Origin of the sequence: Aurantibacter aestuarii (genome assembly GCF_003008425.1) — a bacterium.
In the GTDB taxonomy this organism is placed as follows: domain Bacteria; phylum Bacteroidota; class Bacteroidia; order Flavobacteriales; family Flavobacteriaceae; genus Aurantibacter; species Aurantibacter aestuarii.
The window spans coordinates 45248-68646 of record NZ_PXOQ01000008.1 but is presented as its reverse complement, the minus strand read 5'-3'; the positions used below and the strand labels follow the sequence as shown (position 1 = coordinate 68646).

The following is a 23399-nucleotide window of genomic DNA, read 5'->3' as shown; positions in this document are numbered from 1 at the left end:
CAAGTGCAACAGTACTGGCAATGGACTACCCATTATTCTTTACACCAAATGGAGATGGTTATAACGATACGTGGAACATTTACGGAATCGCGAATCAGCCAGATGCTACGATTTACATCTTTGACCGTATGGGCAAACTCTTAAAACAAATCAGTCCAACAGGTGCAGGATGGGATGGAACCTATAATGGTAACCCAATGCCAACAAGCGACTACTGGTTTACGGTAGAGTATAGAGAACCAAACTCAACTTCAGATGAGAAGAAACAGTTTAGAGGACACTTTACACTGAAACGTTAAGAGTCATAAACCAAAAATAAACCAAACTAAAAATCCCGATACCTGTAAAATGTATCGGGATTTTTTATCTTTAAGCTTTAAAAAGAGAAATGATGATATATAAATACAGCATGGTTGTAATGCTTTTACTTTTTAGTTGTAACACTTCAAAAGAGGTAAAGCAAAATACCAATTCAGAAATAAAAGCAGATTATTTAAAAAAAGTAGTTAATTATTTAGCTTCCGATGAACTTAAAGGAAGAGATACGGGAAGTGAAGGCATTAAAAAAGCAGCCGATTTTATCATTGAAGAATTTAAGGCAATAGGTGTTTCGCCTTATTTTGATGGTTTAGGTGTAAACTCCTATTTAAATCCATTTGAGGTCAAAAATAAAAATGGAAATACTTTAAACGGGTATAACGTAGTGGGCTATTTGGAAGGGACAGATAAAACTCTAAAAAATGAATTTATCATTTTAGGAGCACACTATGATCATATTGGTGAAATTGCAGCTGTTAATGGCGATGTTATTGCAAATGGCGCAAACGATAATGCGGTAGGCTCTAGTGCAGTTTTAGCTATGGCGAAATATTTTGCTGAGACCAAAAGTAATAAACGTAGTATTTTATTTGTATTATTTTCTGCTGAAGAAAAAGGCTTGTTAGGATCTAAACATCTTTCAGCTCAGTTAAAAAATAAAAATCTAAACCTATATGCCATGATTAATTTTGAAATGATTGGTGTTCCTATGAAAAATAGATCTTACAAAGCTTATATTTCGGGTTATGAATTAAGTAATATGGCAGATCACATTAACTCGGTTACTAAAGTTGAAACTATCGGGTTACTTCCAAAAGCAAAAGCCTTTAATTTATTTAAGCGTTCAGACAATTATCCGTTTTATGAAGATTTTAAGGTGCCAGCACAAACCATATCAACGTTCGATTTTGAAAATTATGACTATTATCATCATGTAGATGACGAACCAGAATTGATGGATTACAATTTTATGGCTTCATTATTAAATGAACTAAAGCCAGCAATCGTTCATTTCTCCAACACACCAACCAAAGAATTAAAAATGTATGAGTAAAAATATAATTATTACCGGAACAAGCCGAGGGATAGGTTTTGAATTGGTTCATTTATTTGCAGAAAAAGGCTATAATATCTTAGCATTATCAAGAAATGAGCAACCTGTTAGCAACCTTCAGTTTGATAACATCACATCATTTTCATTCGATTTAAATAAAAAAGAAGACTATAAAAAAGTAGAAACCTTTATTGAGAAAGAGTGGAGTCAAGTAGATATTTTAATAAATAATGCAGGAACACTTTTAAACAAACCGTTTTCAGAAACATCTAGCGAGGAATTTGCAGAAGTTTACAAAACCAATGTATTTGGTGTGGCAGAAATGACGCGAATTGTATTACCATATATGACGAATAAAAGTCATGTAGTTACCATAAGTTCCATGGGCGGCGTACAAGGAAGTATCAAATTTCCTGGACTTTCGGCATATAGTTCCAGTAAGGGAGCAGTTATTACTTTGACTGAATTGTTAGCAGAAGAATACAAAGAGCAAGGCGTTTCCTTTAATGTTTTAGCTTTAGGAGCGGTTCAAACTGAAATGCTAGAGGAAGCTTTTCCAGGTTATATTGCTCCAAATTCAGCTGGAGATATGGCAAAATATATAGCCGACTTTTCACTAACGGGTCATCAGTTTTATAACGGTAAATTATTACAGGTGTCTAATACAACACCTTAACCATTAATTAAAAATAAAAAAATGAATAATTTAGTTTCAATAGTACTTAGAGTTGTGGGTTTAATTTTATTAGGCTACGGAATATATCAAGTAATCATGCCTGAAGCATCTGTAGATTTAGGAGTTGTAAAAGCAATTGCACAAGATAATAGTGACGCTTATGTTACTATGGGATTAGGGTTATTATCTATAGGACTAGGTTATTTTATAGGTAGAAAAAAATAAGAATATGGCTTTAACAGAATCTTATCCGTTCCCGATAGGAACTCAAGCTCCTGAATTTTCTCTATTTGATACAGTAAGTCAAAAGACACTAAATCTTCAGCAATTAAAAGGAGAAAGGGCAACTGTTATTATGTTTATTTGTAACCATTGTCCTTTTGTAATTCACGTTAATTCAAAACTTGTAGAATTGGCCAATAGTTATAAGCCAGAAGAGGTGAGTTTTATAGCTATAAGTAGTAACGATGTAGTTAAATACCCAGCGGATGCTCCGGAGCTCATGACTCAAATAGCAGAAAAAGAACAATATCCGTTTCCATATTTGTATGATGAAACACAAGAGGTTGCTAAAGTATATAATGCCGCTTGTACCCCAGATTTTTATGTGTTTGATACAGAATTAAAATGTACGTACCACGGACAATTAGATGGTTCCAGACCTGGAAATGAGGTTGCCTTAACAGGAATTGACCTTACAAATGCAATAGCATCTACATTATCTGAAAAACCAGTATCACATCAAAAACCAAGTATTGGTTGTGGGATTAAATGGAAGTGATTTTTTCGTATGAAACCCACTTAATTCAGGATAAAAAACTAATTTTGCATCAAAATTAAAATGATGCAACAAACTACAAATACCATTGTCATGATTCGTCCTGTAAACTTTAGGATGAATGAGCAAACTGCAGTAAATAATTATTATCAAAAAGTATTAGATGGTTTACTGCCAGAAACGGTAAATGCAAAAGCCCAACAAGAGTTTGATGCTTATGTAGACAAACTTCGTGCTGTAGGCATTACTGTTGTAGTTATAGAAGATACTAATGAACACGACACACCAGACTCTATATTTCCAAACAATTGGATTTCTTTTCACGAAAATGGAAATGTAGGTTTATATCCAATGTATGCTGAAAACAGACGATTGGAAAGACGTGAAGATGTCTTATTTAAATTAGAAGAAGAAGGTTTTCAGATTAATCAAATTGTAGATTATACCTCTGCAGAAGAAGAAGGCGTTTTTTTAGAAGGTACTGGAAGTTTACTGTTAGACCGCGAAAACCGTAAAGCTTATTGTGCATTATCTCCAAGAGCAGATGAAGACTTATTCATCGAGTTTTGTGAGGATTTTGAATATACCCCAGTTATTTTTACTGCAAACCAGACTGTAGACGGAAAGCGTAAAGCTATTTATCATACAAACGTGATGATGTGTTTAGCTGAAACTTTTGCTGTGATTTGTTTGGATACTATAGACGATAAAAAAGAACGAAAACATGTGGTGGAAAACCTGAAGCAGGACGGAAAGGAAGTGATTACTATTTCTGAGGCTCAGGTAAATAATTTTGCAGGAAACATGCTACAGGTGCGTGGTAAAGACGATAAGCGTTATCTCATAATGAGTCAGGCAGCTTACGACAGTTTACGTCCTGCTCAAATTGAGCTAATAGAAAAACATTGCGATATTTTATCTAGTTCCTTAGATACCATTGAAGCTTGTGGCGGCGGAAGTGCACGTTGCATGATGGCAGAAGTATTTTTACCAAAAGCATAATTAACAAAAATAACTAGAGAGATGAGTCTTCAAGACACTTTAACCCAACATATAAAAGACGCTGTAAAAAGCCTTTACCAAACCAATTTAGAGCAGGTAGATTTTCAGCCAACGCGTAAGGAATTTCCAGGAGACATTACAGTAGTTATTTTCTCTATGCTTCGAAGCGTAAAAGGAAATCCTGTACAAATTGGTGAGGCAATTGGCCAGTATTTAGTAAGTCATGTGCCAGATGTTAAGGCATTTAATGTAGTTAAAGGGTTTTTAAATCTTGAAATTAGCCAGACCTATTATGTTAATGCGTTTAATAGTTTTAAAGCTGATGTGTCTTTTGGTTTTAAAACTGCAAATGCTGCAGATAAAGCGGTTATGGTAGAATATTCTTCTCCTAATACTAATAAGCCTTTACATTTAGGGCATGTACGTAATAATTTATTAGGATTTAGTGTCTCTAAAATTATTGAGGCATCAGGTAAAAAAGTTTATAAAACTCAAATTATTAACGACCGTGGAATTCATATTTGTAAAAGTATGTTGGCATGGGAACGTTTTGGGCAAGGTGAAACACCAGATTCTACAGGGCTTAAAGGCGATAAGTTAGTTGGTAATTACTATGTGAAGTTTGACCAGGAATATAAAAAGGAAATAGAAGTTTTAAAAGCTCAAGGAAAAACCGAAGATGAAGCTAAAAAAGAAGCACCTTTATTAGTTGAAGCCCAACAAATGCTTCAAAAATGGGAAGCTGGAGATGAAGCTGTTGTGTCGCTTTGGAAAAAAATGAATGCTTGGGTTTACGACGGATTTAATTCGACCTACGAAAATTTAGGAGTAGAATTTGATAATATGTATTACGAAAGTGATACGTATTTGTTAGGAAAAGAATTTGTAGCCGAAGGGTTAAAAACAGGAGTGTTTTTTAAAAAAGAAGATGGTTCAGTATGGTGCGATTTAACTGAAGACGGTTTAGATGAAAAAATAGTACTGCGTAGCGATGGAACAGCAGTTTATATGACTCAGGATATCGGTACCGCTATACAACGTGTTAAAGATTACCCAGATGTAGGTGGTATGGTTTATACGGTTGGTAACGAGCAGGATTATCATTTTCAGGTATTATTTTTAATACTTAAAAAATTAGGCTTCGACTGGGCTAAAAACCTATTTCATTTAAGTTATGGTATGGTCGATTTACCTTCAGGAAAAATGAAGAGTAGAGAAGGTACTGTGGTAGATGCAGACGACTTAATTACAGAAATGGCAACAACAGCCGAAACTATATCTAAAGATTTAGGTAAGTTGGACGGTTATAGTGAAGCCGAAAAACAAGACTTATATAAAACTATAGGTTTAGGAGCTTTAAAGTATTACATATTAAAAGTAGATCCAAAGAAACGAATTTTGTTTGATCCTAAGGAATCTATAGATTTTCAAGGTAATACAGGTCCGTTTATACAATATACCTATGCCAGAATTCAATCTATATTACGGAAGGCAGATGTAAATACAGAAATTACATTAAGCGCTGAAGATGTTGAATTAAATGAGAAAGAACAAGAATTGATTAAACAGTTGTTAATCTTCCCAGAAACCATTCAAGATGCGGCATCTAAACACAGTCCTGCTTTAGTTGCTAATTATACTTATGATTTGGTTAAAGCTTTTAATTCTTTCTATCAAAACGTCTCTATTTTGGGTACGGATAATGAACAGGAAAAAATATTTAGAGTGCAATTGTCTCAAGTAGTTGCCAATACTATAAAAAATGCATTTTCAGTATTAGGAATTCAGGTTCCAGAACGTATGTAGTCATTCTTTAATCAAATTTTAAACCGCCTCAAAATTTTATTTTGAGGCGGTTTTAAACCCAAGTAGACTTGGCTATATTTAAAATGTATTTTTCACCAAGTTTTTACCTTTAGAACTGGATTTATTAATTATTTCAAAATCAATTACACCTATAACCAATTCTTCTTCAGTAATAACTTCTACTTTCCACAACCCTAATTTTACGTTGTTTTTATAGGTGTAACCCCTAAACCCTTCATCTCTGCCACCAGTAATATCATAACCAATATCTTCATACGTTTGCCAAGTTTCATTTTCTGGATTGTACCATTTCCATCGATGATATATTTTTTTTTGTATATCTGTAGGTGCAAAAATAGAGGTGAAAATATAAACCGGTTGCCCACTGGTATAGGCATATGTTATTTTGTGGTCTCTCCAAAAATAATACCACTTACTTTTTTCATAAGTAATATGATAATCTCCATTCTTTTTTACTATTTCATGGGCAACAATTCCAGTATCTAAAGCTAAAGGAACAGGAGGAATCATATTAAATATATAGAAACAGTTTATAGTTAAAAACATAATGGTAATAATCGAAATAGTTTTAAATAAACTAATTTCTCTTCGAGTACTAGGACTAGATCTATAAATTAAAAAAATCAATCCTAATGTGACCGTTAAACTAATTAATCCCGAGGCTATAAAAACATAAGTGTTCATTAGTTTTATAAATACAGGAATCATAAAAGCAAAAAACGTAAAGTTTACAAAAAAGAAAATCCCGAATTGAAGATATTTGTTAGAAATACGTTTTTTTAAAAAGTTGTTAGCCAATAACAAAGCGACTAGAATGATAAAAAAAGAAATAGTTTTGGAGAGCGATACACTTCTGGAAAAATAAATGACATAAGCACTAATTAAACCTCCAAAAAAGAACTGTATCCCTAGCGGAAAATAGACTTCATAGCGCTCTAAAAAAGTATTCTTCCATTTACCATCATCAGCTAGATTAAATAAATAAATAGTAATAGGTAATAAAGTCATGTATAGGCAAAGGACTACTAAATCATAAGTTCGGTCAATGCGTCCTAAAGTAAGTGTGTCAAAAATAAATCCACCAATAAAAAACAGTAAAGCAGCATATTTTTCATGCCTCGCAATAAATTGTCGGAATGCACTATTCCGAAACTTTACTATAGTTCTTTTCATAAATATGGATGAATTATTTCAAAAGATAAATCTACAATATTTTTACAAATGAATTAGTTTTAACTTTTTGTGTTAACTTATTGTTAACGATACATTTAACGTAATTTTATAATACTTTGTTTAATAGTATTGTACATTTGACTAAACAAAATCAAAAATATACTATTATGAAACTTAAAAATGCCATGTTATCACTTTCAGTTTGTGCTTTATTATTTAGTACATCTTGTAAAGATGAAGCAAAAGAAACTGAACAGGAAATGGAAATGACTGAAGAAGTCGTTGAAATGGAAGTTGAAGAAGAATTAACCGAAATCCCAACAATTGCAGGAGTAGCTATGTCAAACGACAGCTTTTCTACGTTAGTAGCAGGAGTTAAGGCTGCAGATCTAGCTGAAACGTTAAATAGCGAAGGACCATTTACAGTATTTGCACCAACTAATGATGCATTTGCAAAATTACCGGCTGGAGCGTTAGATAATTTATTAAAACCAGAAAACAAGGAAATGCTTAAAAGCGTTTTAACCTACCATGTGGTTGCTGGAAAATTTGATGCAGCAGCAGTAATGACAGCTATAGAGGAAAACAATAATGCATTTGTAATTAAAACGGTGCAGGGTGAAACTTTAACAGCTATGATGAAAGATGGAAAGGTAATGCTAAAAGATGCTAATGGAAATACATCTACAGTTGTGATGACTGATGTTGAAGCTTCTAATGGATTAATCCATGCAATCGATACCGTTGTAATGCCAAAGAAATAGTTGATTAGTTAATTTAGTAGATTAAATTAATGTAAACCCAAAACATTCGTGTTTTGGGTTTTTAAATTTTAAAGATCTTTTCATTTATTTGAGTAATTCTTTAATCACTTTAGAAACTCCAATACTTGCTCTTTCAGCAATAACTTTAATAGATGCGTCATGAGTTGGAGCTGGGTTATTATCAATATAGAACTTCGGTATGTGTTCTGGGACATAGTGCATTAAACTAGCAGCTGGGTAGACTTGTAAAGATGTGCCAATAATTATTAAAATATCTGCAGTCTGGCATATGTCCAAAGCTTTATCAATTAAGGGAACTGCTTCTCCAAACCAAACTATGTGAGGCCTTAGTTGTATGCCATTTGGATCTTTATCGTCTAAGCAAATATCAGTTTTACAATCATAAATAACAGCATCTGTTTCTACATTTCGAGATTTTAATAATTCGCCATGTAAATGTATCACGTTTGTACTTCCAGCACGTTCATGCAAATCGTCTACATTTTGAGTTATGATAGATACTTTAAAATCGTTTTCTAGTTGTGCTAAATTCAAATGGGCTTGGTTAGGTTCTACTTCAAGAAGTTGTCGCCTTCTCTGGTTATAAAAGTCTAAAACCAAAGCAGGATTCTTAGCGAAACCTTCAGGAGAAGCCACGCTCATAACATCATGTCCTTCCCATAAACCATTAGAATCTCTAAAGGTTTTTAAACCGCTTTCGGCACTCATACCTGCGCCAGATAATACAACAATGTGTTTTTTCATATTTTAAAAATAAAGAAATAAAGATAGTCTCGCTAATTTTTTTAATTTCGAAGTTCTATTAAAAGGTTATGACCGATATTAAATTAGTACAGTATTTAGAATCTTTGTTATCTGAAAATCGTTTGAAGCGTTTTCATCAGGTAGTAAACCAACGTACCAAACATTTTACGGTAGCTACAGAAGATGTGTATCAGCTTCATAATACTAGCGCAGTTATTAGAAGTTGTGACGTCTTTGGTATACAAGAGGTTAATATTGTAGAAGAAATAAACTCTAAGCGTATTGACAGAGAAATTGCTATGGGCGCACAAAAATGGGTCGATTTAAATCGATATCATACAGTAAAAGAGAGTTTAAAAGATATCAAAAGTAAAGGCTATCAAATTGTTGCTACAACACCGCACACTAACGATTGCGAGTTATTTGATTTTGATGTCACAAAGAAATCCTGTTTTTTCTTTGGAAGAGAAACCGAAGGTTTGTCTAAAGAGGTTTTAGATGAAGCGGATATGTTTTTAAAAATACCAATGTCTGGTTTTACCGAAAGTTTAAACATTTCTGTAAGTGCGGCAATTATTTTACAACACGTCACTTCAAAATTAAAGAAAACCAATATAGATTGGCGTTTAACAGAAGAAGAACAATTGGAAAAACGATTGGACTGGTGTAAAAAGACTTTAAAAAGTCACGAAGAGATCATTGAAAGATTTTATGCAGATAAATAAGTTTACAATTATCAATTATCAATTATCAGTAAACAGTTTTCAGTTAAAAAGTAATTAATATTTAAACCAAAAACCAAAAACCAAAAACCAAAAACCAAAAACCAAAAACCAAAAACCAAAAACCAAACACCAAACACTATAAACCAAAAACTCTATCGTCTGCTTTTACTTAAAATTTTGTACTCCTCATAGCACTCGCTAATGGCGTCTAAAACTTGTAAGTCGTTAGCACTATCAATAAATTCTTTAGAATAGTTGCATTGTGTCACAATTTCATCTAATTCGGCTTTATTTATCTGAAGTAGTGCGGTTAACAAATCGCGGTCATAACGTTCAGATAGCGTACGACGAATTTCATCGTCTTGTTTCATCTGTTTTAACTTACGCATTTGTTTTTCCTTTTTACTAAAGGTGTTGTATAAAAAATCTAGCGGATTAAATATTGATCCTAAAACCTTAGACAGCGCACCAGGTTGTTTTTTTCCAACCTCGTAACCAGAATTTAAACCTGGAATTCTATAGCGGTAATTATCATTAACCACCACTTGTTTAATGTCTATCTCCAAATACCCTGTAAGTTTTAACTGGTTTAATACCACTTCTTCCAAAGCTAAAGCTAATTCTGTAAGGGTTATGGTTGATTTTTCTATACGATTAACCCAGTCATTAGTTACACGGACTTTAACTGATTTAAAACCAATAAAAGAAAAGTTTAAGGTGTCTCCAGCAGCTGCCTTCAGTTCAAATTCACCTTTACTATTACTGGCAGCACCAACTACTTGGTTTAAGTTGGTAATATTAACATCCTGAATAGGTCTTCTAGATGTGGCATCTATAACAATACCTTTAACGGTACCTGTTTTTACAATTTTACTAGAATCCTGTTTTTTTGTAGTGGTTGTTTGAGCTGAAGCTAAAAAGCCAACAAAACAAAGTAACACAAAGGATAAGTAAAATTTCATTTTAAAATTATTTAAGATATAAAAATATAAAACAATCTGTTATATAAGTGGTTTTGTACTATAAATTAACAAACATTAAACTTTTAGAAAGATTTATAAATAAAAAAAGCCCGAAATTAAATTTCAGGCTTTCTATTTTATTAATCTTCTCTACGTCTTGAACGTCTTGGTCTAGATTCTCCCGAAAAAGAAGGACTTCTTTCGCCACCACTTCGTTCTCCAGAACGTCTTCTTGGTTTAGAATCGGCACCACTTCTACGGTCACTTCTTCCTCCAGAACTACGTCTTTCTCCTCTTGGTCCATCGCTACGACGCTTTCTATCACCACCTTTTCCACCATCACGACGTCTTCCGCCACCTCGACTACGACCACCGCGACCGCCTTTATCTTCAGTCACTTCAACGTTAATAAAACGTCCATTTTCTTTATAATCTGTAAAAAATGCTAACACTTTTTCTTGGTGTTCCTTCTCCGTATTAAAGAAAGAAAAGGTTTCCTTACAATCTACTTTAAAGACATCATCACGTCCTAAATCTAAAGCCTCTTTTAAAAAGTCTTTTAGCTTCATCCAGTCGTAACCATCTTTTTCCCCTACATTAATAAAGTAACGGGTAGCATTTCCGCCGTAAGATTTACCACTATCACGACCGCCATCTCTATCTCCACGTCCATTATCCTGAACATTTAAGTCTTTAGATTTGTTGTAGTAATTAAAAAAACGTGTAAACTCTACCGAGAAGAATTTTTTAATTAAATCTTCCTTTGTATCGTTTTCAAAAAGCGTATTGATTTCTTCAAGATATGGATCAATTTCATGATTTACATCTGTATTATGAACTTTATTGGCTAGAGACTTTAATTGTACCTCACAAATTTCAATCCCATTAGGAATTTCCTTTTTAATAAAGTCTTTTTTAATAATACGCTCAATGCTCTTAATTTTTCTAACCTCACTTTTAGACACAATCACCATAGAAATACCAGATTTTCCGGCACGTCCTGTACGTCCAGATCGGTGTGTGTACACTTCTGGTTCGTCAGGTAATTGGTAGTTAATTACGTGAGTAATATCATCCACATCAATACCACGCGCAGCAACATCTGTAGCTACTAGCATCTGGATTTGTTGTGTTCTAAATTGCTTCATGACAATGTCACGCTGGTTCTGGCTTAAATCGCCATGTAAAGCACCAGCACTGTAGCCATCTTCAATTAAGTTTTCAGCAACTTTTTGAGTATCTCTTTTGGTACGACAAAAAATTACCGAAAATATATCTGGATTCGCATCACACAAACGTTTTAAAGCTTGATAGCGGTCTCTGGCATTAACCATGTAATATTCGTGAGAGACATTTTTACTACCTTCATTTTTATGGCCTACCGTTACTTCTAACGGACTCTTCATAAACTTTTTAGCAATAGCAGCCACTTCTTTAGGCATAGTTGCCGAAAATAACCAGGTGTTTTTATCCTCGGGCGTATCCGATAAGATATCTACAATGTCATCATAAAACCCCATGTTAAGCATCTCATCCGCTTCATCTAAAACCGCATACTGTATTTTTGTAATATCTACCAATTTACGGTTAATCATATCTTTCATACGACCTGGAGTCGCTACAATAATTTGTGCGCCACGTTTTACTTCACGTGCCTGGTCTGTAATACTTGCACCACCATAAATAGCGGTAACATTTAAACCTTTATAGTATTTACCATAAAGTTTCATTTCGTTTGCAATTTGCAAACAAAGTTCTCTGGTAGGAGATAGGATTAAACCTTGAGTGGTGCGGTCCGATACATCAATTTTATGTAACATTGGGAAACCAAAAGCAGCTGTTTTACCAGTTCCGGTTTGTGCCAAAGCCACCAAATCGCTGTCTTCGTTTTCTAATAATAATGGGATTGCTTGTGCTTGGACCTCACTAGGTTTTACAAAACCTAAATCTGTAATGGCTTGTAGCAAGTTTGCGTCAAGACCAAGTTCTTGGAATGTGCTCATTCTAATTTATAAGTATTCAATTGCGTCATGTAGGTGTTACATAAAGAAGCGCATCGAAAATACTTAAACTTAAAACTTCTAGTAACACATCCTCACTCTGAGGAGTTATTTTTTCAAGTTGCAAAGGTAGTCTTTTATTTGAGATTTGCAACTATTTGTTTCTGGGCGTTTTAACACGTTATACGCTCTATCTTTTTTTGCCATTTGCTAAAGCAAAAAAAGGATGCCGCTTCTACCGTTAACGCAGTGCGATATTTATTGTACGATATTTTTATTACTTATATTCTGGTGTTAGCCACAGTTTTTATTTGTTTTTCGTTTTCCGCAAGAATAATATAAGTCCAATTGTCGAAAAGACGATATTCGAAAATCTAATCCTAAACTCTACATTCGGTATATCGCTCCTTCCTGGTGAAATATTAATAAGATAATTATTATAACCTTTTTCAACTCCGATTATTCCAATTGTCAATATAATTAACACAGGAATTAATTGATGCAAAAAACGAATTTTGATATTCCCGTTTTTTAAATATCTGTTAAAGAGAAATATTAAAAGCCCAACAGATAAAAATCCGAATATTAAATAAGCTAAAATCAAATGTGAGACTTTATCTATTTCAAATTCCACATCTATCCAAGAAAAAAGTCGAATAAACAAATCGATGAATTTGGAAAATATCAAATAGCACAGTATTCCAACAATGGTAGTTAATATAATTTTAGATTGTTCCATTAGGATTTTTTAATTCTGAGTATGCTTTGTTATATTGTGGCTAACGTTCTAGTATAAGAATAGTAGCGGATTAAAACACACTAACTTTACGGTTAAACATAGAACCTTTTTTAATTTTACTAACTTTGGATTCAGCACTAAACCCGCTATTATTTTTATACATTGTTGGCATTAGTTTTTATTGAGATACCGTAAAATATATCAATTGACCAGTTCTGATTGGAAAATTATCGATAAACAGAACAGGTTCAGCTATTAAATTCGACAATCTTTCTTGATACTTTGGTCCAAATGGAGTTTGCATCCATTGCCCTCTTGGAATATTCAATATAGAATAAGGTATAGAAGCCCAAAAAGTTGTATTCGTATTTTGATTTGGTATTAGATTAAGAATAGGTGTTCCAGTAGCAGCTTGTCTATTTGGCAAAGAATAGTTCAAATTGTTACTTCCAATTGGCATTCCTTTAATTCCATTATTGTTAAAATAAAAATTAATAACAATTTGAGCATTTCTACCAATATTAGAAGGTAAAGTTATTGCTCCATTAAATCCCATTTGTCTCATATGAACGGGAATTCCAGGACTATTAAAACTATTTTGGTGAGAAATATTATTAATTATAAAGTTCAGACCAACATTATTTATGTCATTATTGTTTAGTTCATTTGATGTTGTAGTTACATATTCAGGAGTTTCTTCATTAGTACTTGCATCTTTATATTTTGGTTTAATAATATAGGCTTCTCTTACTACTTGATTAATTATATTGTAGTTTATCCATCCATAACCATTATTTCCCCAATTCTGCCCCCAAGAATTCATTATTTTAAATGCATTTTTAGTGTCATCAAAACCTACAATCAAAATAGCGTGTCCCATAAGATTATTAACATTTCCGATAGAATTCCATTTATAATCAGAACCAGTAAAATTAAAACCAGAATTATAATAAGTTTCATCGAAAACAGATGCAACTATTACAGGGTTTTTGTTGATTAATTCCGCTTTTATACTTGTTAATGCATCCGATAGATTCAGTCTTCTGTAAGTTTCTATTTTGAAATTTTTTGCTTCGTTTTCTTGATTTATATTAGGTTGAGAAACCCAGTCATTGGGAACATATGGCATTGAACTGTAAGTACAAGTTCCCTCATTTATTAGTATTCTAAAGGCATCTTCAAAGTACGTGCCCTTATTCTGACCATTATTTATTTGATTGTAAACATATGATGGAGATAGAATATTGTCATAGTTTATAGAGCCGTTTATATAGTAGGGTTTGTTTCTAATTCCTTTTTCATAATATGATAGACAAGAGTATGTTGTAGCCCAAGCAACACAAGAATTTTGCGGATTTTGATTTCCAACTGGTGGCATATTTGGGGACAAATCAATTTTGCTAGGAATTTCTCCAGTTCCAAAAGGAAGAGAGGCAACACCAATTTTTTCATATTCATTAGGGTCTGAAAATAATAAACCCGTATTATTTTCTTGTGAGTATGAATTAAAAACTAATAGCGATAATAAAATTGTTAAGTATTTTTTCATAGTCTATGTTTATTTTAATTAATGCCAACGGTCTCGGCTATGAACAGTTGCGTGGGTTAGTACGGGCTTTTGAAAGTACACAATAAACTGAAAATTCCGCAGGAATTTTCAGGACAAGCCTGTAATAGCAATTGTTTATAGCCATTGTTACCACACGTTATTATTCCTCTTTTTTGTTAATCGGATTGGAAGTCCAACCCTCTTTTTCTTTATATTTTACTTTATACCAAATTTCGGTTGAGTCCGCATTAATTTTTGTTTCCTCAAGCAACTGAATTGTGTCTTTTGAAAAAATGCTTGATAGCGTCTCCGATTCGTTATTTGGTTCTTTTTTCAAGTCCGTGAATGTTTTTGCAATTCCAATATTTTCTGATTGGATGATTTCAATTTGCATTGGTTCACTACTGTCCCAATTTTTAAAAATTCCGTACCAAAATGAAAAAGTTACAAAAGCAATTAATAAGGCAAATGCACCTTTTAGAATATAAACTATTCGTTCACTTTTTGTTGCGGGAACAGACTGGTCAGCATAAGATTTTACTTTCTGGTATCCAACGTGTCTCGCTCCGGTTTTATATCTCTTGTCGCTTTTATAAACAGACTTTTTTTCATAACCGTAAAAGTCCGTTTTGGTTTTAAATATGTTCCGAATTCCGATAAAAAACCAATAAATAGAACCTAAAAATGGTAATATAAACGAACCAATTAATGCAAAGAAGTTACTCCAAAATCCAGTTTTGAATATGTCCGCTTCATATCCAGCTTCTAAAAGTGCTCCGCGAGTATTGTTTTCGGGAATTTCGACATATTTATTTATAAATTCCGATTTTCCGTTTCTACTTCCAGTTCCACGTATTGGTGTAGCGTGAGCATCTCCGTAAATGTTATTGCTGATTACTTTTCCTCCGTCTCTACCAACTTGGTTTACTGCTGAACGTACAAATCCTTTCGCTAAATTGTTTAAAAAGCTCATTGTTTGGTTTTAATGTGTGGTAACTCGTTATATAATTAATTTTATTACTCATATCCCGTAAATAAGTCAGGATATGCTAAGATTATTGTTACTGTTATCCCATAAAGATAAAATTCTTTTTCTATTCTAAATATTATTTAAATATTCAACTAAAGCTCTTACAGCCTTACCACGATGTCCAATGTTGTTTTTTAAACTCAAATCCATTTCTGCAAAAGTTTCGTTGTAGTTGTGTGGTTTAAAAATGGGGTCGTATCCAAATCCGTCTGTACCTTTTTTTTCTGTAGTAATTTCGCCTTCACATAATCCTGTAAACGTTCTTGTAGCACCATTTAGCTCTAAAGAAATTACAGTTTTAAAACGGGCATTTCGGTTAGGTTTATCTTTAAGTTTTTTTAAAAGTAGGTCCATGTTGTCTTTAGCACTACGTTGTTCTCCCGCATAACGGGCACTATAAACACCAGGTTCGTTATTTAAACTTTCTACTTCTAGACCTGTATCGTCTGCAAAACAATCGTAGCCATAATTTCGTTTTACGTAAGCCGATTTTTGCATGGCATTACCTTCAATAGTATCCTGTGTTTCGGGAATGTTTTCTTTACAACCAATATCTTCCAAACTTAAAATGGTTATATGAGAAGGAATAAGCGATTGAAGTTCTTTAACCTTATTTAAATTATTCGTGGCAAATACAAGTTTCATTTATGTTATTATTGTTTAGGGTCTGTTTTTTTAAAGTCGTAAGTTAATCCAAAGCTATAAGCAGGACCTTCAAAAGTGTTTCTTCCAGATAAAATATAAGACGCAGAGGTATATGCCCCAAGGTTGTTTGTTATAGATTTGAAAATGGTGGTTCCAACTTTATTAAAGTCTGAGCCTAAGGCTCTAAAATCTTGTGGAAATGGCGTGCCTCTATAGTCTATGCCTCCAAAAGAATGTTGGTAGTCATAATACACATCAAAATACCAACTGCTTTGTGTAGTGCCTAGTTTTAAGGTAAATGGAATACTATTAGGTGTAGGATTAGATTTAAAGGCATAACCACTTTGTGCGGTAACAAACCAGTTGTAATTATATTGGTAATGTACTAAAAAACGGGTATCTATTACTGTAGCTTGTTGTCCAATATCGTTAAGTCCGCCCAGTTTATAGTCGCTAACTGGTGTAGATACTCCAGATCCTAAACTTAATTCTAAAGCGTGTTTTTCATTTTTAACAGTTAAAAAGCGGTATTTTAAAAATAAGGAAACATCTTGCAAGTTTTTATTTTCGTCGCTGGCTATGTATGGTAAAGCTACTTGAACATCTAGATCTTTTGTTATGCCATAGGCTGCAAAAATATTAATATAATAAGCTGTACGTTGTAAATCTAATTGTTCTTTACCTGCGTAGTAAGATTTATAATCTTCAAAACCAGCTCCTATAGCGGTTAAAACATTTCCTTTACCACGATAAAATCCATCGGTCTTACCTTGAGCAAAAAGATTAAGGGTAAAAACTAAGCAAAGAATAACTGTATATTTCATATGTTTTTTTATAAAAATACATCTTAATAATTTAATACTATGAGAAATAATGGTCCTTTTATCTATGGTGATAAGGTTCGTTTTTTAAAATGGTAAAACCTCGATACAGTTGTTCTATTACAAATAACCTAACCATTTGATGAGAAAATGTCATTTTAGATAAACTTATTTTGCCTTGTGCTTTTGCATAGACTTCTTGAGAAAATCCGTAAGGTCCACCAATAACCAAAACCAATTGTTTTATACCAGAGTTCATATGTTTTTGCAAGTAGTCTGCAAAATTAACCGAGCTAAACTGTTTGCCATTTTCATCTAATAAAACTAAAACATCGGTTGGTTTTAACTTATTTAATATAAGCTCGCCTTCTTTTTGTTTTTGTTGTTCTTCGCTTAAATGTTTTACTTTTTTTAAATCGGGGATAATTTCCAATTCAAATTTAATGTAATGGTTGAGCCTGCTTTGATAATCATTCATCAATGTTTCCAAATGCGCATTGTCGGTTTTTCCTATGGTGAGTAGTTTAATAGTCATAAGCAAATTTACAATTTGAAAGTGAAATTTTAATTTTTTTACTCTAAAGCTTTAATAAGAAACTAAAATGACCGTTCATTTTATTAATTTAGCATGAAACAGTAGTCTAATGATTTCAGAAGAACAATTTAACACCGAAATAGAATTAATAATTGCTAATGCTATAAGAGAAGATGTGGGTGATGGTGACCATAGTTCACTTTCTTGTATTCCAGATACTGCAACAGGAAAAGCAAAATTATTGGTAAAAGACGAAGGTGTCATTGCAGGAGTTGAATTTGCAAAACAGGTTTTTGCTTATGTAGACCCAAATTTAAGAGTAGAAACTTTAATTAAGGATGGAAGCCCAGTTAAATATGGCGATATTGTGTTTTATGTAGAAGGATCATCACAATCTATTCTTAAAGCAGAGCGTTTGGTTTTAAATGCTATGCAACGTATGAGTGCTATTGCAACTAAGACTGCTTTTTTTGTAGATTTATTAAAAGGGACAGGAACAAAAATTTTGGATACGAGAAAGACAACCCCAGGAATACGTGCTTTAGAAAAATGGGCAGTAAAAATTGGTGGTGGCGAAAACCATAGATTTGCCTTATATGATATGATTATGCTTAAAGATAACCATATCGATTTTGCAGGAGGCATAACCAAAGCCATAGAGAAAACGAAAGCTTACCTAAAAGACACTCAAAGAGATTTAAAAATTATTGTTGAAGCTAGAAACTTAGATGAAATTAAAGAAATTTTAAAAACAGATGGTGTATATCGTATCTTAATAGACAATTTTAATTATGAAGATACCAAAACTGCTGTTAAGCTTATAGGAAACCAATGTCTAACAGAAAGTTCTGGTGGAATAAACGAGAAAACCATTAGAGCTTATGCTTTATGTGGTGTTGACTATATTTCTTCAGGAGCTTTAACCCATTCGGTGTATAATTTAGATCTTAGTTTAAAAGCGGTGTAATAGTTTATGACATTCCAGTTAAAATCTTTTTTACTTAAAATTCCATTAGTCAATGTTATTGTAAAACTTTTAAATAATGTTAAGCCAAAATTTTTAGAAGGTTTATCCTTGTTTGATCTTTTAAATCTTTACGTTACGGGAGTTGCAAAAGGTGCAATTGGAGCAAGAGCGAGTGCTATAGCTTATAGTTTTTTTATGGCGCTTTTTCCGTTTTTACTATTCCTTATTATTTTAATTCCACACATTCCTATAGAAGAGTTTCAAACGGATTTTTTAGTGTTTTTAGAGTCTTTTCTTCCTCCAACGACTTCAGACTTTTTTTACGAGAATATTTTTAAAAATTTAAACGATAATAATGAAAATGCCAGTATTATCTCATCGGTACTTATACTTTCAATACTTTTAATGGCCAATGGTGTTAACGCGCTTTTTGCAGGATTCGAAAGCTCATACCATGAGCAGTTAAAGCGTCATTTTGTAAGACAATATTTGTTTGCTTTAGGTATTGCTTTAATAATAGCTTTCTTACTTATTTTTACGGTAGCAGTATTAGGTTACTTTAATATTTATGTAATTGGTAATTTAGAATCTTACGGTTATATACAAGCAAGACAAACTAGTCTTTGGACCACTTTAGCAAATTATGTCTTTTTTATAATAATGATTTATATTGGTACGGCTACGTTATATTATTTTGGGACTAAAGAAGGTAAAACGACCAAGTTCTTTTCTTTAGGAGCTTTGCTTACTACTTTTTTAATTATAATTACATCGTTTTTATTCGGAATTTACATTGAAAATTTTTCAAAATATAACGAGTTATATGGTTCAATTGGAGCTTTATTGATATTATTAATTTATTTATGGATAAATTCTAATATCTTGTTGTTGGGTTTTGAACTCAATATGTCTATAAATTTAATAAGAAAACGACACGGAAAATGAAAAAGTTACAATTAGTTTTTATTGGTTTTTTATTGGTTTTTAATTTTTCTAACGCTCAAACTGTATTAGGAAAATGGAAAACAGTCGATAAAAATGGCGTTTCAAAATGTGTGGTTCAAATTTTTGAAAAAGACGGAAAAGTTTATGGTAAAATTGTTGAGGTTTTAATTGAAAAGGAAAAAAATGCAGTTTGTAAGAAGTGTGTTGGCGATGAAAAAGACAAGCCTTACTTGGGCTTAACATTAATAAAGAACTTGGAAAAAGAAGGTAAATATTATAGAAACGGAACTATTTTTGATCCAGAAAATGGAGAGGAATATCGCTGCCGTATTGCATTAGAAGACGATAATACACTCCAAGTAAGAGGTTATTTGGCATTTTTATATTCTACACAATATTGGAAGCGCGTAAAATAAACCTTTTAAACAATTTCTCCTTTCGCATTTAAATCTAAAAACTTACTACTATTCATTTTATAGACGTCATACTGCCCATACCGTTAGAAAAACGCTTTACATACAGCATAACAAAAGCGGAGTCGGAATTTTTGCAAGTAGGTATGCGTGTTGCAGTTCCTTTTGGAAAATCTAAAGTATATACTGCTATTGTGGCTGGTATACACACCACTGCACCGTTGGTATATGAGGCAAAAGAGATTCATCAAATTTTAGACGAAACGCCTTTAGTGTCTTTAAAACAATTAGAGCTTTGGGCATGGATTTCAAATTATTATCTGTGTTCTGAAGGTGAAGTGATGCGTGCGGCTTTGCCTAATGCCTTTCTATTAGAGTCTGAAACCTTAGTGGTTAAAAATACGGTCAAAGAGTTTGATGCAGCCAGTTTAAAAGATGATGAGTTTTTGGTATATGAAGCGCTTCAGAAATCGTCATCTATAAAGATTAATGAATTAGAAGCTGTTTTAAATAAAAGAAATGTGCTCCCAGTGGTTAAGGGACTTATTGAAAAATCTCTAATTCATTTAGAAGAAGAAATTTACGAAAAGTATAAGCCCAAACTGGTGCAATATGTAAAGTTGCATGAACAACATTTAAAAGAAGACCAGCTTCAGCAATTATTAGAAACTTTAAGTCGCGCTCCAAAACAACGCGAAGTAGTACTGTCTCTTTTTATGATGCAATCCAAATCTAAGTTGCCCTTTAAGGTTTCAGATTTATCGGAGCAAAGTCAAGCTTCAAATCAGATTATTAAGACTTTAATAGATAAAGAGGTTTTACAATCTTATTACATACAAACCGATCGTATAAATTTTGAAGATGATACGACAAATTCCAAGCATTTAAACGAAGAACAATCTGTAGCTCTCACGCAAATACTAAATCAATTTGAAACTCAGAATGTGGTGCTGTTGCATGGTGTAACATCTTCCGGAAAAACTGAAGTTTATGTAAAGCTTATTGAGAATGCGTTGGAAAAAGGCGAGCAGGTTTTGTATTTACTACCAGAGATTGCTTTAACCACACAACTGGTAAACAGACTGCAAAATTATTTTGGAGAGCAAGTAGCTGTGTTTCATTCTAAATATACCATACATGAAAGGGTTGAGGTTTACAATAACGTTTTAAATAGTTTAGATAAAGCAAAAATTATAATTGGAGCCCGATCAAGTTTGTTTTTGCCTTTTTCTAATTTAGGGCTTGTTATTGTAGACGAAGAGCATGAACAATCTTACAAACAATATGATCCTGCACCTCGATATCACGCAAGAGATACGGCAATAGTATTGGCACATATGTATAAGGCTAAAACATTATTAGGTAGTGCTACGCCAAGTATAGAGTCTTATTATAATACTCAAATTGGAAAATATGGCTTGGTAGAATTGAAAAAACGCTATAATAATGTACAGCTTCCAGATATTGAGCTTGTAGATATTAAAGTGAAGCATAAACGCAAGTTAATGAATGGTCATTTTAGCGACCGTTTAATAGAAGAAATGGAGCTTACGTTAGGAGAAGGTCTGCAGGTTATTTTATTTCAAAATAGACGAGGTTACTCTCCAATTGTAGAATGTAATACTTGTGGCCATGCGCCACAATGTCCTAATTGCGATGTAAGTTTAACCTATCACCATTATAGGAGTCAGTTACGATGTCATTATTGTGGTTATACTATGGCTATGCTGCAAAAATGTATGGCATGTTACCAACCAACTTTAAACACTAAAGGGTTTGGGACAGAACAAATAGAGCAGGAAGTCAAATCAATTTTCCCTAAGTACAAGATAGCTCGAATGGATTTGGATACCACTAGGGGAAAATATGGATATGAAAAAATTATAACAGCATTTGAGCAGAAAGAGACCCAAATATTAGTTGGTACGCAAATGTTAACTAAAGGCTTGGACTTTAGAAATGTAAAACTGGTTGGTATAATGAATGCCGATAATATGTTGAATTTCCCAGATTTTAGAGCTCACGAACGTAGCTTTCAATTGTTTCAACAAGTGGCAGGTAGAGCAGGAAGAACAGACGTACAAGGCAAGGTGTTAATACAAACTTATAATCCGTTACATAATATTTTACAACAAGTATCAGAACATCACTATTTAAAAATGTTTAATGAACAGCTGCAAGAACGAACAAACTTTAAATATCCACCATTTTACAGGCTATTAAAAATTACATTTAAACATAGAGATTATAATAAGGTAGAGCGCTCAAGTGAATGGTTTGCAAAATCATTAAGACAAACGTTTAAACAGCATATATTGGGGCCAGAATTTCCTCCGGTTTCTAGAATAAGAAACATGTATTTAAAACATGTTATGATTAAAATTCCGCAGCAACAAAATTTGCAAAAAACTAAGGAAGTACTGTTGAAGATTAACTCAAGTTTTCAGGCTATATCAGACTTTAAAGGCGTAAGAGTGATATTTAATGTAGATTATTACTAAGAGAATTGCTCTAAAGCTTCTGCTAAAATAGTTTTTTTAGTTCTACTTAAAGGAATGTTCATTCCTGCAATTTCAATATGCTTACTATCAAACCTTTCAATTTTTTTCAGGTTTACAATGTAAGATTTGTGTACTCTTAAAAACTGTTTTTCAGGTAATTCTTTTTCAAAAGACTTCATGGTAGAAAGCACGACGTAGTTATTGTCAATTGTAAAGACCTTTACGTAATCTCCTAATGCTTCAATCCATTTAATATCGTCTATAAAAACTTTACGTTTTTTTAAATTACTTTTTATAAATATATATTCACCTTCTTTAACATTTTGGTCTTTATTTAAAAGGTGTTTTTGAAGTGCTTTTTCTACAGCAATATTAAATCGTTCTTTTTCAATAGGTTTTTTTAGGTAATCCGTAGCTTCATATTCAAAAGCTTTCATAGCATATTCTGCTTTACCAGTAACAAAAATAATTTGAGGCTTATTGGTTAAAACATCTAGAAACTCAAAACCATTAATAACAGGCATTTCAACATCCAAGAAGATAAGATCGATTTTTTTAGCACCAATGCCATTTTTGGCATCAACCGCATTTTTATATTCAGCAATTAAATTTAAATTTGAATTACTTTCAATGAGTTTTATAAGGGATAATCTTTGTATAGATGAATCGTCTACAACAATACAATTTAACGACATAATATGTTGGTGTATTTATACGTAACTTACAAGTTTACAAAATATAATTAACTTAAAAAAATTTCCGAATAACTCTTATCTGCTTATTATATTAATTTAAAAGGATTAATATTTGTAATAAACTAAAATTTATTCTATTTTTGCACTCATTTTTAACAAATTAAATAGATTTTATATGAATCATTATGAAACTGTTTTCATCTTAAATCCCGTTTTATCTGAAACTCAGATAAAGGAGACAGTAAAGAAATACGAAGATTTTCTTGTTTCTAAAGGCGCTAAGATGGTAGCAAAAGAAGATTGGGGACTAAAAAAAATAGCTTACCCAATACAAAACAAGAAAAGCGGTTTTTACCATTTATTTGAATTTCAAGTAGAAGGTGAAGTAATCGAAACTTTAGAATTAGAGTTTAGACGTGATGAGCGTTTTATGCGTTATTTAACAGTAGCTTTAGATAAGCACGCTGTTTCTTGGGCAGAAAGAAGAAGAGCTAAACTTAAACAAAAGGCATAAT

Annotated in this window: 24 protein-coding genes; 14 read left to right on the top strand and 10 right to left on the bottom strand. The window is 32.6% G+C overall.

Features of this window, described 5'->3' with window-relative positions:
- From C7H52_RS06775 to argS, 7 genes are all read left to right on the top strand, one after another.
- A partial coding sequence (locus tag C7H52_RS06775) for a T9SS type B sorting domain-containing protein (protein WP_146130018.1) occupies window positions 1-299 on the top strand: 299 nt, incomplete at its 5' end.
- An 89-nt stretch (window positions 300-388) separates the two neighbouring features.
- Window positions 389-1372 (top strand): M28 family metallopeptidase, encoded by a 984-nt coding sequence (locus tag C7H52_RS06770; RefSeq protein WP_245918576.1) that lies wholly within the window; start codon window positions 389-391, stop codon window positions 1370-1372.
- A complete protein-coding gene (locus C7H52_RS06765) occupies window positions 1365-2048 on the top strand; it encodes an SDR family NAD(P)-dependent oxidoreductase (protein WP_106463147.1) in 684 nt (227 codons plus the stop codon). Before C7H52_RS06770 ends, C7H52_RS06765 begins: the two co-directional genes overlap by 8 nt.
- Before the next feature lie 21 nt (window positions 2049-2069).
- Entirely contained in the window at window positions 2070-2273 is a 204-nt protein-coding gene (locus C7H52_RS06760; RefSeq protein WP_106463146.1) for a hypothetical protein, read from the top strand.
- A gap of 4 nt (window positions 2274-2277) precedes the next feature.
- Complete coding sequence (locus C7H52_RS06755) at window positions 2278-2829, top strand: thioredoxin family protein (protein ID WP_106463145.1); 552 nt, start codon at window positions 2278-2280, stop codon at window positions 2827-2829.
- A gap of 63 nt (window positions 2830-2892) precedes the next feature.
- Window positions 2893-3828, top strand: a complete 936-nt coding sequence (gene ctlX, locus C7H52_RS06750; RefSeq protein WP_106463144.1) for a citrulline utilization hydrolase CtlX — start codon at window positions 2893-2895, stop codon at window positions 3826-3828.
- A gap of 21 nt (window positions 3829-3849) precedes the next feature.
- Window positions 3850-5634, top strand: a complete 1785-nt coding sequence (gene argS, locus C7H52_RS06745; protein WP_106463143.1) for an arginine--tRNA ligase — start codon at window positions 3850-3852, stop codon at window positions 5632-5634.
- 78 nt (window positions 5635-5712) lie between these two features.
- Here the strand turns inward: argS and C7H52_RS06740 are convergent, their stop codons facing one another.
- The gene (locus tag C7H52_RS06740) at window positions 5713-6828 is read right to left on the bottom strand and encodes a DUF2914 domain-containing protein (protein WP_106463142.1); all 1116 of its coding nucleotides are present in this window, start codon (window positions 6826-6828) and stop codon (window positions 5713-5715) included.
- 167 nt (window positions 6829-6995) lie between these two features.
- Between C7H52_RS06740 and C7H52_RS06735 the strand changes: the two genes are divergently transcribed.
- Window positions 6996-7592, top strand: coding sequence for a fasciclin domain-containing protein (locus C7H52_RS06735; RefSeq protein WP_106463141.1), 597 nt, complete (start codon window positions 6996-6998; stop codon window positions 7590-7592).
- Window positions 7593-7676: 84 nt separating this feature from the next.
- Here the strand turns inward: C7H52_RS06735 and C7H52_RS06730 are convergent, their stop codons facing one another.
- Window positions 7677-8357 carry an SIR2 family NAD-dependent protein deacylase gene (locus C7H52_RS06730; RefSeq protein WP_106463140.1) on the bottom strand — a complete coding sequence of 227 codons (681 nt, stop codon included), beginning with the start codon at window positions 8355-8357 and terminating at the stop codon, window positions 7677-7679.
- A gap of 68 nt (window positions 8358-8425) precedes the next feature.
- On the opposite strand from C7H52_RS06730, the gene C7H52_RS06725 reads away from it, so the two are divergent.
- Window positions 8426-9082 carry a TrmH family RNA methyltransferase gene (locus tag C7H52_RS06725; RefSeq protein ID WP_106463139.1) on the top strand — a complete coding sequence of 219 codons (657 nt, stop codon included), beginning with the start codon at window positions 8426-8428 and terminating at the stop codon, window positions 9080-9082.
- Between the two features lie 152 nt (window positions 9083-9234).
- Here the strand turns inward: C7H52_RS06725 and C7H52_RS06720 are convergent, their stop codons facing one another.
- From C7H52_RS06720 to rlmH, 7 genes are all read right to left on the bottom strand, one after another.
- Entirely contained in the window at window positions 9235-10044 is an 810-nt protein-coding gene (locus tag C7H52_RS06720) for a carboxypeptidase-like regulatory domain-containing protein (protein ID WP_106463138.1), read from the bottom strand.
- Between the two features lie 140 nt (window positions 10045-10184).
- Window positions 10185-12047, bottom strand: a complete 1863-nt coding sequence (locus tag C7H52_RS06715; RefSeq protein WP_106463137.1) for a DEAD/DEAH box helicase — start codon at window positions 12045-12047, stop codon at window positions 10185-10187.
- A 914-nt stretch (window positions 12048-12961) separates the two neighbouring features.
- Entirely contained in the window at window positions 12962-14332 is a 1371-nt protein-coding gene (locus tag C7H52_RS06710) for a C1 family peptidase (protein ID WP_106463136.1), read from the bottom strand.
- Between the two features lie 160 nt (window positions 14333-14492).
- Window positions 14493-15305, bottom strand: a complete 813-nt coding sequence (locus C7H52_RS06705) for a hypothetical protein (RefSeq protein WP_106463135.1) — start codon at window positions 15303-15305, stop codon at window positions 14493-14495.
- 126 nt (window positions 15306-15431) lie between these two features.
- Complete coding sequence (locus tag C7H52_RS06700) at window positions 15432-16007, bottom strand: non-canonical purine NTP diphosphatase (protein ID WP_106463134.1); 576 nt, start codon at window positions 16005-16007, stop codon at window positions 15432-15434.
- An 8-nt stretch (window positions 16008-16015) separates the two neighbouring features.
- Window positions 16016-16831, bottom strand: coding sequence for a transporter (locus C7H52_RS06695; protein WP_106463133.1), 816 nt, complete (start codon window positions 16829-16831; stop codon window positions 16016-16018).
- A gap of 58 nt (window positions 16832-16889) precedes the next feature.
- Window positions 16890-17363, bottom strand: coding sequence for a 23S rRNA (pseudouridine(1915)-N(3))-methyltransferase RlmH (gene rlmH, locus C7H52_RS06690; protein WP_106463132.1), 474 nt, complete (start codon window positions 17361-17363; stop codon window positions 16890-16892).
- A gap of 109 nt (window positions 17364-17472) precedes the next feature.
- Between rlmH and nadC the strand changes: the two genes are divergently transcribed.
- From nadC to priA, 4 genes are read left to right on the top strand one after another with little or no spacing between them, the layout of a single operon-like run.
- Window positions 17473-18330, top strand: coding sequence for a carboxylating nicotinate-nucleotide diphosphorylase (nadC, locus tag C7H52_RS06685; protein WP_106463131.1), 858 nt, complete (start codon window positions 17473-17475; stop codon window positions 18328-18330).
- Window positions 18331-18336: 6 nt separating this feature from the next.
- Window positions 18337-19275: a YihY/virulence factor BrkB family protein gene (locus C7H52_RS06680; RefSeq protein WP_106463130.1), complete on the top strand. Its 939-nt coding sequence runs from the start codon at window positions 18337-18339 to the stop codon at window positions 19273-19275.
- On the top strand, window positions 19272-19691 hold the full coding sequence (locus tag C7H52_RS06675; RefSeq protein ID WP_106463129.1) for a DUF2147 domain-containing protein: 420 nt from the start codon (window positions 19272-19274) through the stop codon (window positions 19689-19691). Before C7H52_RS06680 ends, C7H52_RS06675 begins: the two co-directional genes overlap by 4 nt.
- A gap of 50 nt (window positions 19692-19741) precedes the next feature.
- Entirely contained in the window at window positions 19742-22189 is a 2448-nt protein-coding gene (gene priA, locus C7H52_RS06670) for a replication restart helicase PriA (protein WP_106463128.1), read from the top strand.
- On the opposite strand, the gene C7H52_RS06665 is transcribed toward priA, so the two are convergent.
- Window positions 22186-22884, bottom strand: a complete 699-nt coding sequence (locus C7H52_RS06665; RefSeq protein WP_106463127.1) for a LytR/AlgR family response regulator transcription factor — start codon at window positions 22882-22884, stop codon at window positions 22186-22188. The two genes, priA and C7H52_RS06665, sit on opposite strands and share 4 nt — an antisense overlap.
- 175 nt (window positions 22885-23059) lie before the next feature.
- Between C7H52_RS06665 and rpsF the strand changes: the two genes are divergently transcribed.
- On the top strand, window positions 23060-23398 hold the full coding sequence (gene rpsF, locus C7H52_RS06660; RefSeq protein ID WP_106463126.1) for a 30S ribosomal protein S6: 339 nt from the start codon (window positions 23060-23062) through the stop codon (window positions 23396-23398).
- Window position 23399: the final 1 nt, after the last annotated feature.

Coding starts and splice junctions, on each gene's coding strand:
- C7H52_RS06770 (WP_245918576.1), top strand. CDS start 389: ATGATGATATATAAATACAGCATGGTTGTAATGCTTTTACTTTTTAGT.
- C7H52_RS06765 (WP_106463147.1), top strand. CDS start 1,365: ATGAGTAAAAATATAATTATTACCGGAACAAGCCGAGGGATAGGTTTT.
- C7H52_RS06760 (WP_106463146.1), top strand. CDS start 2,070: ATGAATAATTTAGTTTCAATAGTACTTAGAGTTGTGGGTTTAATTTTA.
- C7H52_RS06755 (WP_106463145.1), top strand. CDS start 2,278: ATGGCTTTAACAGAATCTTATCCGTTCCCGATAGGAACTCAAGCTCCT.
- ctlX (WP_106463144.1), top strand. CDS start 2,893: ATGCAACAAACTACAAATACCATTGTCATGATTCGTCCTGTAAACTTT.
- argS (WP_106463143.1), top strand. CDS start 3,850: ATGAGTCTTCAAGACACTTTAACCCAACATATAAAAGACGCTGTAAAA.
- C7H52_RS06740 (WP_106463142.1), bottom strand. CDS start 6,828: ATGAAAAGAACTATAGTAAAGTTTCGGAATAGTGCATTCCGACAATTT.
- C7H52_RS06735 (WP_106463141.1), top strand. CDS start 6,996: ATGAAACTTAAAAATGCCATGTTATCACTTTCAGTTTGTGCTTTATTA.
- C7H52_RS06730 (WP_106463140.1), bottom strand. CDS start 8,357: ATGAAAAAACACATTGTTGTATTATCTGGCGCAGGTATGAGTGCCGAA.
- C7H52_RS06725 (WP_106463139.1), top strand. CDS start 8,426: ATGACCGATATTAAATTAGTACAGTATTTAGAATCTTTGTTATCTGAA.
- C7H52_RS06720 (WP_106463138.1), bottom strand. CDS start 10,044: ATGAAATTTTACTTATCCTTTGTGTTACTTTGTTTTGTTGGCTTTTTA.
- C7H52_RS06715 (WP_106463137.1), bottom strand. CDS start 12,047: ATGAGCACATTCCAAGAACTTGGTCTTGACGCAAACTTGCTACAAGCC.
- C7H52_RS06710 (WP_106463136.1), bottom strand. CDS start 14,332: ATGAAAAAATACTTAACAATTTTATTATCGCTATTAGTTTTTAATTCA.
- C7H52_RS06705 (WP_106463135.1), bottom strand. CDS start 15,305: ATGAGCTTTTTAAACAATTTAGCGAAAGGATTTGTACGTTCAGCAGTA.
- C7H52_RS06700 (WP_106463134.1), bottom strand. CDS start 16,007: ATGAAACTTGTATTTGCCACGAATAATTTAAATAAGGTTAAAGAACTT.
- C7H52_RS06695 (WP_106463133.1), bottom strand. CDS start 16,831: ATGAAATATACAGTTATTCTTTGCTTAGTTTTTACCCTTAATCTTTTT.
- rlmH (WP_106463132.1), bottom strand. CDS start 17,363: ATGACTATTAAACTACTCACCATAGGAAAAACCGACAATGCGCATTTG.
- nadC (WP_106463131.1), top strand. CDS start 17,473: ATGATTTCAGAAGAACAATTTAACACCGAAATAGAATTAATAATTGCT.
- C7H52_RS06680 (WP_106463130.1), top strand. CDS start 18,337: ATGACATTCCAGTTAAAATCTTTTTTACTTAAAATTCCATTAGTCAAT.
- C7H52_RS06675 (WP_106463129.1), top strand. CDS start 19,272: ATGAAAAAGTTACAATTAGTTTTTATTGGTTTTTTATTGGTTTTTAAT.
- C7H52_RS06665 (WP_106463127.1), bottom strand. CDS start 22,884: ATGTCGTTAAATTGTATTGTTGTAGACGATTCATCTATACAAAGATTA.
- rpsF (WP_106463126.1), top strand. CDS start 23,060: ATGAATCATTATGAAACTGTTTTCATCTTAAATCCCGTTTTATCTGAA.